The following is a 10978-nucleotide window of genomic DNA, read 5'->3' as shown; positions in this document are numbered from 1 at the left end:
TCCCTTAGCGAAACCGCCTAAACCTCAACCTCAGATGCCCACCGTCTCTCCGGCGCGTCTCAACCGTCTTTCCAGTCCGTCAGGCCAACCTCAGTTGCGCCGGTGAAGGGGTATTTACGGATTAGGCTTCCGACCTGCAACCCCCATTTTGAAAAAACTTCACATTTCTCACTATTCTCTTATTTAAATGTTGTAAATCAATAGTTTAAACAGATGTTTCGCGATTCCCATCGGCCATTTCAGGTGCAGGCTCATCAGAAGAAGAGGGTGAAATCTGCACTTTGGCTGGAATCGTCGACCCCGTCAGCAAACGACGACATCGATATCCGTCTTGAGTCACTCGATCGACGCGGGCGTACCGTTTCGCTGAATGTCGAAGAACACTTGGAAACTGACTTCAGGTCACAATTGTTTTTTTACTCAATTGACGCAGTCTCAGGTGAGCCTGGCTCGGATGGCGAACAGCGGACCGGCACAATAATGGTTCTGATAGTAGGGAAGCCAGCATGGAGTTCGACTATATCATCGTGGGCGGCGGTTCGGCAGGATCCGTTCTTGCAAACCGCCTCACCGAGAACCCGGCTTCACGCGTTTGCCTGCTCGAAGCAGGTGGGAACGGAAACGGCCTGACTGTCAGGGTGCCGGCAGCTGTCGTGGCAGCCCTTCCGGGACGACCCAAAATAAACAACTGGGCTTTTGAAACCATACCGCAACGCGGGTTGAACGGACGCCGGGGGTATCAACCCCGCGGCAAAGCACTGGGTGGTTCGAGCGCGATCAACGCGATGCTTTATGTCCGGGGTCAGCGGCAGGATTACGATGGGTGGGCCGATCAGGGCTGCGACGGTTGGGATTGGGACAGCGTATTGCCGTATTTCAAACGGTCCGAGAACAATGAGCTTGGCGCAGACAGCTGGCATGGTGACAAGGGCCCGTTACAGGTGTCACAGCAAAAGGAACCTCGCCCGATCACCCGCGCGTTCATTGAAGCCGCGCGGCAACTCCAACACCGTCATACTGATGATTTCAACCGAGGCGATAACGAAGGTGTCGGGCTGTATCAGGTAACGCAGTTTCATGACCCGACAAAGAATGGAGAGCGGTGCTCGGCGGCTGCGGGTTACCTGTTCCCGATTGCCAACCGTCCGAACCTGACGATCATTACACATGCCCATGCGAAAGGGCTGGTATTTCAGGGTAAGCGCGCAACTGGCGTTGTTTTCAGGGTCAAAGGCAAAGAGGCAGACACCACCGTTACCGCCACTCGCGAAGTTCTGCTGTGCGCGGGAGCATTAAAAACACCGCAGCTGCTGCAAATCTCTGGGATTGGAGCAAGCGCTGATCTAGAACCGCACGGGATCGCTGTTCTCAACGAACTACCGGGTGTAGGGCGGAACCTGCAGGACCACCTCGACTTTACTCTGACCTACCGGACCAAAGACACGAACAACTTTGGGATCGGCGCAACAGCGGCAGTGCGACTGCTGAAGCACATCCATCAGTGGCGCAAGACCGGTGTGTCAATGGCGGCCACTCCGTTTGCCGAAGGCGCGGCGTTTCTGAAAACCTCACCCGAGCTGGAGCGCCCGGATATCCAGCTGCATTTCACCATCGCAATGGTCGATGATCACGCCCGCAAACTGCATTACGGTTACGGGTACAGCTGTCATATCTGCAAGCTTCGCCCGGAAAGCCGGGGAACCGTTGGCCTGAGCAGCGCCGACCCAATGGCAATGCCTGTCATCGACCCGGGATTTCTTGCAGATGCACGCGATCTGGACACCATGATCAAAGGCGCGCGAATGACGCGAGACATCCTGCAAGCGCCAGCTTTGGCCAAATATCGGCATAAAGAGATGTTCGGAACCGATACGGCCAAATCTGACGCCGATTGGGAGGGGCATATCCGCGCCCGCGCCGATACGATCTATCACCCGGTCGGCACCTGCAAGATGGGTACCGACGATCTGGCGGTTGTGGATCCCGAACTTCGGGTGCGGGGGATTGAGGGGCTGCGTGTAGTTGATGCGTCGGTGATGCCAACGCTGGTGTCGGGAAACACAAACGCGCCAACAATAATGATCGCGGAAAAAGCCTCGGACATGATTAAGGCAGCCGCGCAGTAAAGAACCTACCGGTCCTTCATCAGCGCCTCCAACCCCACCCGGTAGTTCGGGTAGATCAATTCGACACCCAACTCATCCTTGATCCGGTCGTTTCGGACGCGTTTGTTCTCGTTATAAAAACTGCGCGCCATCGGTGTCAGATCGGCCTCGTCAAATGAAACCGCCGGGGGCAGAGGAAGCCCCTGCAACTCGGCGGCATACCCGATGACATCCTGTGGCGGGACAGGCTCATCGTCGCAGACATTGTAAACACTGCCCGGATTCGGCCTTGTCATCGAGGCTTGCAGAACCTGCGCAATGTCATCCACGTGGATACGCGAAAACACTTGCCCCGGCTTGATGATACGCCGCAGCCCACCGCGTGTGAGCTTAGAGAACGGCCCACGGCCCGGGCCGTAAATCCCTGCCAGACGGAAGATGTGAACAGGCAGGCCCGGCACAGCCGCCCATTGCTCTTCAGCCAGCATGCGCCACTTTCCACGCTTGGCGGTCGGTGTTGGCGGGGTGTCTTCGTCAACCCAGGCGCCCTGGTGATCGCCATAAACAGCCGTTGTCGATAAATAACCCACCCAAGTGAACTGACTTGCTCGTTTTCGGATCTCGTCGCCCAGCGCCGCCAGTACCGGATCGCCCGCCTCGCCCGGTGCCGTTGAGATCAGCAAATGCGTCACCCGATCCAGATTTGGAACCTCACCGGGCCAGATCAGCGGGTCCGCGCCAGAGGCACGTATCGCATCTGTGCCTTCGCCATCTCGTGTGGTGCCAAAAATCTGCCAGCCTTTCGGGGCAAGAATTCGGGAAAGGGCCTGCGCAGAATAGCCGTGGCCAAATGAGAAGAGTGTCTTGGTCATGCACCGTTGATGGGCTTCAGCGCATCGGGATGCAAGCGCCGCATGGACGCACTTGAATCGAATCTTCTGATGCGCCTTTCTGTGGATATGAGCAAAAAGAAACCAGACCTGCATTCTGCCTACGCGCTGAGCTCTCCGGACGATAACAAACGCCTTTATGCGGAATGGGCCGGGGACTATGACGACAGCTTTGCCGCGCGTGAGGATTATCAGCTTCATACCCATACCGCGCGGGCGTTTGTGGGCGCGGGCGGTCAGGGGCCGGTTCTGGATGTCGGAGCGGGAACGGGCCTGTGCGGCGCGGTGTTGTCTGGGCTTGGTGTTGGCCCGATTGATGCCACGGATATCAGTTCAGAGATGCTGGAACAGGCTATGCGCAAGGATATCTACCGGGACGCGATCGAGGCTGACCTGACCCATGGCATCCCGGTTCCGCCAGACAGCTATTCCGGCATCGTGTCATCTGGCACGTTCACGCATGGCCATCTGGGTCCCGAAGTGTTGCCTGCGCTGCTTCGCGTCGCACGATCAGGCGCTACGTTCGCCCTGTCAATAAACGCCCGCCATTTCGAAAAGATGGGCTTCAAGGGCAAGCTGCACGAACTGGAACAGGACCAGATCCACAACCTGACCCTGCCCGAGGTTCGCATCTATGGCGATCTTGCTGCAGGAACCAATAAGGATGACACGGCCTTCATTGCATTGTTCGAACGGGTTTAGTCCCCGGACAGAACCAGCCGCGTCAGGTATACATCTGCTTTTTGTAGGCCCGCGTGCGTGTCGTCGCCTCGGCTGAGCCATCGTGATAGGTGCCAAACCACTTGTCGAACGGAATTTCGGATGTGCCGTAGTTGCACTCGAAATACCGGTGGTGGAGCTGGTGAAAAAAGTCGCCCGCCCGCGCGGCTTCGGTCTCACCGGCCTTTATCTTTTCGAACCCAGAATGGGACAGTATCGGGCTGACCTGCTGGAACGAGCTATGAAACAACACATGCAGTGGATGGGATGGCACGATCAGGTGTATGAAATACGTTGTGAAATACAGCATGTTTTCAAACCAGTGATTCGAAATCCCTGACCATGGCCCGGTATTGACATTGCGGTGATGGACCGCGTGCACGTGTTTATAAAGCCTGGGATGATGTTCCAGCCGGTGCACCCAGTAAAAATGCAGGCCGGACCACATGGGAATGAACAGCGTCCAAACCACAAACCACACCGGTGCGCTGGCCCAGGTAATCGTCGGAACCCAGCCATTTGCCATCGCCCAAAAGATGACCCACTGGTAAATGGTCGCCACCGTCATGGCGCTGCCCAGCGTCCACCAGATATTATCCCAGACCTGATTGCGGAATGTGAATGTTCCGTTGTCCCGTGTCAGGTCCCTGCGATCAAACTTTTTGTACATCCCCTGCCCTTTGCGCATGTACAGCCACCAGTGCAGGCTTCCTGCTACCAGAGTTTGCGGCACCATATTCAGCAACCAGATCCGAAACATCCATCCGGGCGCAAAGCTTTTCATCGTCTCTAACGCAGGGAAAAAGAACGCATAGGCGATGACGGCCAAGGTCATGCACAGTGTCAGGGCGGTGATTTGCAACCACGCTCCGCTGTACCATTTCAGCACGGCCGCCGGACGTGGTGGCCAACTGAACAGCGGGTTGAGACCCACTGGCCCGTCGGGGTGGTAATGCCAGCGGGCAGCTTCGGGGTCCTGCGTGGAATCTCGCATGTCGGTCACTCTGTCTTGCATTCAGGTTGCGTAATCCGAGCCTTCTGCATCGAGTATTGCTTTGATCTCTCGCAGATGCGCTTCGGCTTGACCGGGGTAGTCGTCCAGTTCCTGTGCTGTTTTCTCGGCAATTTCATCCGACAGCACCCGCAGGGGCAGGCCTGTTTGCAGCGCCCGGATGTAAGTTTCGGCAGCGCGCTCGAAATAATAGAGCCTGTTAAAGGTATCTGCAGGGTCGCTGCCAGTGATCAGAACCCCGTGGTTGCCCATGATCATGACTTTCTTCTTCGGATCAGCCAACATCCCGGCGCACCGCTCGCCTTCGCTTTCAAAAGCCAATCCGCCAAATTCTTCGTCAACAACGTAGCGGTTGTAGAAGGTCGCGGTGTTCTGGTCGATTGGCGGAAGTGTACTGTCGGCCAGTGACGCCAGAACAGTTGCGAAAATCGAATGCACATGCATGACGCAACGCGCGTGCGGGCAGTGGCGATGGATCGAGCCGTGCAGGCCCCAGGCCGTGGGATCAGGTGCGCCGGGCTGGGACATCACATCCGGATCGTTGGCGTTCAACAGCAACAGATCAGACGCGCGAATACGCGAGAAATGCGCCTGATTGGGGTTCATCAGGAACTGCGTCCCGTCTGCGTTCACAGCAAGACTGAAGTGGTTGGCAACGGCTTCGTGCATGTTCAGCCGGGCCGTCCAGCGAAAGGTTGCGGCCATGTCCACACGTTCTGACCAATGATCGATGTTGGGACGAAGGTTGGTGAGACTCATGTGACGCGTCCTTTGGTATCTGCGAATGACCAAAGCCTGCATTTGGTCCGGCAATTTGACCAACGAAAAAAACGCAACTATTCCATTAGCTAAACTTATGCCGGAGTTATGTCGATGCAAAACAGGCTTCCCCCGCTTGGCTGGCTGCGCACATTCGAAGCCGCAGCCCGCCATCTGTCATTCACCGGTGCGGCGCGGGATCTGAACATGACGCAAAGTGCGGTCAGTCAGCAGATCAAATCGCTGGAAGGCCATCTGGGTCAGCCACTGTTCCTGCGACGCCCGAAGGCGCTTGAGCTGACAGAGGCCGGAATCACCTATTTGCCGGTGGTGCGCGAGGCGTTTCGGACACTGATACGGGGCACTCAGGCGGTAACTGGCGCGCAACAGAATGCGGTCCAGGTGCAGTGCAACATCAGTTTCGCCGTGAACTGGCTGGCCCCGCGTCTGCCATTATTTCAGGCTGAACACCCGGATGTTCAGCTGAACATCTTCACCGAGTTGTGGGAACCGCGCGAGATGGCTGAAGGCGCAGCAGTCGAGATCCGGTTTTCCCTTCGACCCTCAGATACAACCCGGACAGAGGTGCTGCGCTCTGAATATTACTATCCCGTCTGCGCGCCGGGATATCAGGTGTGCCTGCAAGACCTTCAGGAAAAACCTCTGTTCGACTGTTCCAACCTGTTGACCAACTGGGCGACGTGGGCTGAAGATCAGGCTCTGAATTGGCAGATTCCGCCTATTACCTACGCGACAACCTATCTGGTTTGTTTGTCAGCTGCGATGGCCGGAGGTGGCCTGTGCCTGGCCCATGACACCATCGCAGGTCATTTGATCGATCAGGGACGACTAGTCGCACCATTTGAGCATCGCGCCCCGATGCCCGAGGCGTATTATCTGCTGCTCTCCCCGCAGGCTGAGGATACGCCCGGAGCGGTTACCTTTGCGAACTGGATACGACGAGAATTCGGGTCCGAAACGTAAACCCGGACGGGTTCCTGCGCGCTGTCGGCACCTATGTCAGCTTTCGATGACTGAGTCGGGCAGATTTGCAGAATTGTGATCCGTCGGCAGTAGTAAAGAACCGGGGTTGCGCCCACGCGCGCATTCGTGAAAGTTGAGCCATGGAAAACACACCCTTCCCAACTTGGCCCGATGTCGCCCCCCGATTGATCGCAGTTGCTGCCGGACGTGAGGCAGCAGATATGGTAATAAAGGGTGGGACTTGGGTAAATGTGCACAGCCGCGAACTGCTGCCGAACCATTCAGTTGCAATCGCTGCAGGCCGTATTGCATTTGTCGGTCCCGACGCCTCGCATTGTACCGGACCAGAGACACAGGTTATCGACGCGCAAGGCCGCTTTATCCTGCCCGGCTTATGCGACGCGCATATGCACATCGAATCGGGGATGCTGACCCCTGCCGAGTTTGCCCGCGCAGTTATCCCCCATGGCACAACCAGTATGTTCACCGACCCGCACGAGATCGCCAATGTGTTGGGGCTGGACGGTGTGCGCATGATGCATGACGAAGCAATGATGCAGCCGGTCAACATCTTCACTCAGATGCCGTCCTGCGCGCCCTCTGCACCGGGGTTAGAGACGACAGGCTATGAAATCACCCCCGAAGACGTGGCCGAGGCGATGAATTGGCCCGGGATCATCGGCTTGGGGGAAATGATGAACTTCCCCGGCGTGATTCACGGAGATCCCAAAATGCTGGCCGAGATTGCGGCCACGCAGCGGGCAGGCAAGGTCGTCGGCGGACATTACGCATCCCCTGATTTAGGGCCTGATTTCGCGGCTTATGTGGCTGGTGGACCTGCCGATGACCACGAAGGCACCTGCGAAGCGGATGCCATCGCACGGGTCCGTCAGGGAATGCGGTCGATGATGCGGTTGGGTTCGGCCTGGTATGACATTGAAAGCCAGATTACCGCGGTCACCGAAAAAGGTCTGGATGCGCGCAATTTCATCCTGTGCACGGATGACTGCCACTCTGCCACGCTGGTCAATGATGGGCATATGAACCGCGTCGTGCGCCACGCGATTGCCTGCGGCTGTGACCCGCTTGTGGCCGTGCAGATGGCGACGATCAACACCGCCACGCATTTCGGTCTGGAACGCGAGATCGGATCGGTCACGCCGGGACGACGGGCAGACATCATCCTCAGCTCTGACCTGACCGAATTGCCGGTCGAACTGGTCATAGCGCGCGGGAAGGTTGTTGCGGAAAACGGGGTGATCAAGGTTGATTGCCCCCACCTGAACTGGCCCGACAAGGCACGTCGCACCGTTCATCTGAAACAGGAACTGGCCGCGTCCGATTTTGAGATCGCGGCGCCGAAGGGTGCAAACAAGGTAAGGGCCAACGTCATTGGCGTGGTAGAAAACCAGGCCCCCACTAAAGCCCTGAAAGCCGAATTGCCGATAATCGGCGGGCTTGTTGAAGGTGAGGGTGACGTATGCCAGATATCACTGGTCGAACGACACCGGGCGACAGGGGGCGTCACCAACGCCTTTGTCTCGGGGTTTGGGTATCAGGGGAAAATGGCCATGGCCTCGACCGTGGCGCATGACAGTCACCACATGATCGTCGTCGGCACCGACCGTGAACAGATGGCGCTGGCCGCGAATCGACTGGCCGAAGTGGGTGGCGGCATCACGATCTTTAGGGACGGCCAGGAACTGGCGATGGTCGAACTTCCCATTGCCGGTCTGATGTCCGACAGCCCGGCCGCTGAAGTTGCGGCCAAGGCGGACAGGATGGTTCAGGCTATGCGGGAATGTGGCTGCAATCTGAACAACGCGTATATGCAACATTCGCTACTGGCGTTGGTCGTCATACCGGAACTCAGGATCTCTGATCTCGGGCTGGTTGACGTGCGCACATTCGAAAAAATTGATCTTCTGGAACCCTTGGCATGACGACACTCCTGACACCTGAAGCCCTTTCGCCAGAACAGTTCACCGATCCCGCAGCCGCAGTTGCGCGACTGGAGGAGCTTTACACTCAAGCAACGGAATTTCTGTGCGACAGCTTCTCGAAGGTGCTGCAAAATGGAGCACCAACCGCCAGATATCGGGCCTATTACCCCGAGATTCGCATAAAGACGTCGACTTATGCTCAAGTCGACAGCCGCCTGAGTTTTGGGCATGTGGCGGAGCCCGGTGTTCACGCTACAACCGTAACGCGCCCGGATTTATTCCGGTCCTACCTGACCCAGCAGATTGCCCTGTTGATCAAGAATCACGACCAACCGGTGACGATTGCAGCATCGGACACACCGATTCCGGTGCATTTTGCCGTGGCGCATACATCAGATTTGGTTGTGCCGCATCAGGGTGCGGCTGCTTTCACCCTGCGTGACGTGTTTGACGTGCCGGATCTGACGACCACGAATGATGACATCGTTAACGGTGTGCATGAAAATGAAGACGCCGTCGGCCCCTTGTCATTGTTTACTGCCCAGCGCGTCGATTATTCACTTGCGCGACTGGCACATTACACAGCGACAGATGCCCGGCATTTTCAGAACCACGTTCTGTTCACGAACTATCAGTTCTATGTTTCGGAATTCGAAAACTACGCCCGCGAGCAGTTGGCTGATCCCAGTAGCGGGTACACCAGTTTTGTCTCGACCGGGAATGTCGAGATCACGCAGCCGGACGCAGAAATCGAGCAGCCGTTGAAACTGCCCCAGATGCCAACCTATCACCTGAAGCGTGAAGATGGTTCGGGTCTTACTTTGGTGAACATCGGTGTCGGCCCGTCGAATGCCAAAACAGCGACCGACCATATCGCGGTTCTGCGCCCGCACGCGTGGCTGATGGTTGGCCATTGCGCCGGGCTGCGCAACACACAGGCATTGGGCGATTTCGTTCTGGCCCATGCATATCTACGGGATGACAAGGTTCTGGATGATGACCTGCCGGTCTGGGTGCCCATCCCGCCCCTGGCCGAGGTTCAGGTCGCGCTGGAACGCGCCGTGGCCGAGGTGACCGAGTTGGAAGGGTATGAACTGAAGCGGATCATGCGGACAGGAACAGTTGCATCGGTTGACAATCGCAACTGGGAACTGCGCGATCAAACCGGGCCGGTTCAGCGCCTCAGCCAGTCGCGGGCGATCGCGCTGGATATGGAAAGCGCCACTATCGCCGCGAACGGCTATCGCTTCCGCGTTCCTTACGGCACTTTGCTGTGCGTGTCGGACAAACCCCTGCACGGTGAACTGAAGCTGCCGGGCATGGCGTCGTCCTTTTATACCACCCAGGTCAGCCGTCATTTGATGATCGGGATACGCGCCATGGAACACCTGCGCGGCATGCCGTTGGAGCGTCTGCACAGCCGGAAATTGCGTTCCTTCGACGAAACTGCCTTCCTCTGACGCAAAAAAGCAACGTTTTCCCCATATTTTTAGGGGTTTTTACGCTACTACTCGTTGTGTTTGATCACAATATCCCGTTACAGTTACGCGGTGAGGCCCTATAGATCGGGCACGTTAAGGAGACCAAGAAATGGCAAAACCTATGACAAAGACTCAGCTGGTTGCTGCTCTCGCTGAGGAAATGGGAACCGATAAGAAATCCGCGAACTCTGCGCTGGAGGCCATCACCGGCCTGATCACGCGCGAAGTTTCCGCAGGTGGTGCAGTAACCCTGCCTGGCGTCGGCAAAATCTACTGCCGCGAACGCCCCGAGCGTCAGGTCCGCAACCCGGCAACCGGTGAAACCTTTACCAAAGAAGCCGACAAGGTTGTTAAAATGACCATCGCGAAAGCACTGAAAGACAGCGTGAACGGCTGATCCAAAGCGCTTGGAACCATGTAAAGGGGTGGCGGTTACGCGGCCCCTTTTTTTGTGCCTAAATTTTACGTCCTACGGCCTGCGCAACTATATTATGAGGCATTAGTCTGTAACTATGGGCTACTATCCAACACTGGATGTCCCGGGCACGAATTTAAAGGACAACCCTTTGATTTCCTGCTTGGCCCGCTAAATCCCAGTTCTATGGAACAGGATATTACCTTCACGCGACTGCCCCTCGTCTCAGCGCCTGAGATACTGGCGCATATGAGGAATCCAATTCTTGCCGAACACATGCCTCTCCTGACGCAGGACTGGGATGAGGAAACAGTCGCCAGTTTCATTCGCGCGAAAGAGTCGTGTTGGGTGCTGGACGGCCTTGGTCATTGGGCAATATTGCACCGCGGTCAATATGTGGGATGGGGTGGTTTTCAAAAAGAAGGTGAAGAGTGGGATTTCGGACTGGTCTTGAAACCCAGTGCATTTGGACTGGGTGCCAAAATTGCACGTCAGGCTATCGCGTTCGCAAAGCAGGACAATCGTATTCCGTTCGTGACATTCTTGCTGCCACCTTCGCGCACGAAACTGCACGCAATGACCAAACTCGGCGCGTATTTTGTTGGGCAAGTAGACTACGCTGGCCACAGCTTCCTCAAATATCGTCTCGACACGAACTGAAGTGAACGA

At 56.7% G+C, this 10978-nt stretch carries 10 protein-coding genes; 7 read left to right on the top strand and 3 right to left on the bottom strand.

Annotated elements, in window-relative coordinates; translation table 11 throughout:
- The first annotated feature begins 506 nt into the window (after positions 1-506).
- On the top strand, positions 507-2126 hold the full coding sequence (locus ACR0AP_RS12225; RefSeq protein WP_480506945.1) for a GMC family oxidoreductase: 1620 nt from the start codon (positions 507-509) through the stop codon (positions 2124-2126).
- Between the two features lie 5 nt (positions 2127-2131).
- On the opposite strand, the gene ACR0AP_RS12220 is transcribed toward ACR0AP_RS12225, so the two are convergent.
- Positions 2132-2977 (bottom strand): SDR family oxidoreductase, encoded by an 846-nt coding sequence (locus ACR0AP_RS12220; protein ID WP_480484604.1) that lies wholly within the window; start codon positions 2975-2977, stop codon positions 2132-2134.
- 87 nt (positions 2978-3064) lie between these two features.
- Between ACR0AP_RS12220 and ACR0AP_RS12215 the strand changes: the two genes are divergently transcribed.
- A complete protein-coding gene (locus ACR0AP_RS12215) occupies positions 3065-3697 on the top strand; it encodes a class I SAM-dependent DNA methyltransferase (RefSeq protein ID WP_480506952.1) in 633 nt (210 codons plus the stop codon).
- Positions 3698-3719: 22 nt separating this feature from the next.
- On the opposite strand, the gene ACR0AP_RS12210 is transcribed toward ACR0AP_RS12215, so the two are convergent.
- Positions 3720-4709, bottom strand: coding sequence for a sterol desaturase family protein (locus ACR0AP_RS12210; protein WP_480506944.1), 990 nt, complete (start codon positions 4707-4709; stop codon positions 3720-3722).
- Between the two features lie 21 nt (positions 4710-4730).
- On the bottom strand, positions 4731-5486 hold the full coding sequence (locus ACR0AP_RS12205; RefSeq protein WP_480487096.1) for a class II aldolase and adducin N-terminal domain-containing protein: 756 nt from the start codon (positions 5484-5486) through the stop codon (positions 4731-4733).
- 114 nt (positions 5487-5600) lie between these two features.
- On the opposite strand from ACR0AP_RS12205, the gene ACR0AP_RS12200 reads away from it, so the two are divergent.
- The 5 genes from ACR0AP_RS12200 to ACR0AP_RS12180 all read left to right on the top strand — a co-directional run bounded on the left by ACR0AP_RS12200 (position 5601) and on the right by ACR0AP_RS12180 (position 10969).
- A complete protein-coding gene (locus ACR0AP_RS12200; RefSeq protein WP_480506943.1) occupies positions 5601-6470 on the top strand; it encodes a LysR family transcriptional regulator in 870 nt (289 codons plus the stop codon).
- Positions 6471-6610: 140 nt separating this feature from the next.
- Complete coding sequence (gene ade, locus ACR0AP_RS12195) at positions 6611-8413, top strand: adenine deaminase (RefSeq protein ID WP_480506942.1); 1803 nt, start codon at positions 6611-6613, stop codon at positions 8411-8413.
- Positions 8410-9873 (top strand): AMP nucleosidase, encoded by a 1464-nt coding sequence (locus ACR0AP_RS12190; RefSeq protein WP_480506941.1) that lies wholly within the window; start codon positions 8410-8412, stop codon positions 9871-9873. The genes ade and ACR0AP_RS12190 overlap by 4 nt, the downstream gene beginning before the upstream one ends.
- 130 nt (positions 9874-10003) lie before the next feature.
- Positions 10004-10291: an HU family DNA-binding protein gene (locus tag ACR0AP_RS12185; RefSeq protein WP_117871130.1), complete on the top strand. Its 288-nt coding sequence runs from the start codon at positions 10004-10006 to the stop codon at positions 10289-10291.
- Between the two features lie 204 nt (positions 10292-10495).
- Positions 10496-10969, top strand: coding sequence for a GNAT family N-acetyltransferase (locus tag ACR0AP_RS12180; RefSeq protein WP_480506940.1), 474 nt, complete (start codon positions 10496-10498; stop codon positions 10967-10969).
- The last annotated feature ends 9 nt before the right edge of the window (positions 10970-10978 follow it).

Source organism: Ruegeria sp. AF7 (assembly GCF_056541885.1).
This window is presented reverse-complemented; position numbering and strand designations above follow the sequence as displayed.

Bases quoted from the DNA above. Each gene is read 5' to 3' on its own strand.
- ACR0AP_RS12225 (WP_480506945.1), top strand. From the start codon at position 507: ATGGAGTTCGACTATATCATCGTGGGCGGCGGTTCGGCAGGATCCGTT.
- ACR0AP_RS12220 (WP_480484604.1), bottom strand. From the start codon at position 2,977: ATGACCAAGACACTCTTCTCATTTGGCCACGGCTATTCTGCGCAGGCC.
- ACR0AP_RS12215 (WP_480506952.1), top strand. From the start codon at position 3,065: ATGAGCAAAAAGAAACCAGACCTGCATTCTGCCTACGCGCTGAGCTCT.
- ACR0AP_RS12210 (WP_480506944.1), bottom strand. From the start codon at position 4,709: ATGCGAGATTCCACGCAGGACCCCGAAGCTGCCCGCTGGCATTACCAC.
- ACR0AP_RS12205 (WP_480487096.1), bottom strand. From the start codon at position 5,486: ATGAGTCTCACCAACCTTCGTCCCAACATCGATCATTGGTCAGAACGT.
- ACR0AP_RS12200 (WP_480506943.1), top strand. From the start codon at position 5,601: ATGCAAAACAGGCTTCCCCCGCTTGGCTGGCTGCGCACATTCGAAGCC.
- ade (WP_480506942.1), top strand. From the start codon at position 6,611: ATGGAAAACACACCCTTCCCAACTTGGCCCGATGTCGCCCCCCGATTG.
- ACR0AP_RS12190 (WP_480506941.1), top strand. From the start codon at position 8,410: ATGACGACACTCCTGACACCTGAAGCCCTTTCGCCAGAACAGTTCACC.
- ACR0AP_RS12185 (WP_117871130.1), top strand. From the start codon at position 10,004: ATGGCAAAACCTATGACAAAGACTCAGCTGGTTGCTGCTCTCGCTGAG.
- ACR0AP_RS12180 (WP_480506940.1), top strand. From the start codon at position 10,496: ATGGAACAGGATATTACCTTCACGCGACTGCCCCTCGTCTCAGCGCCT.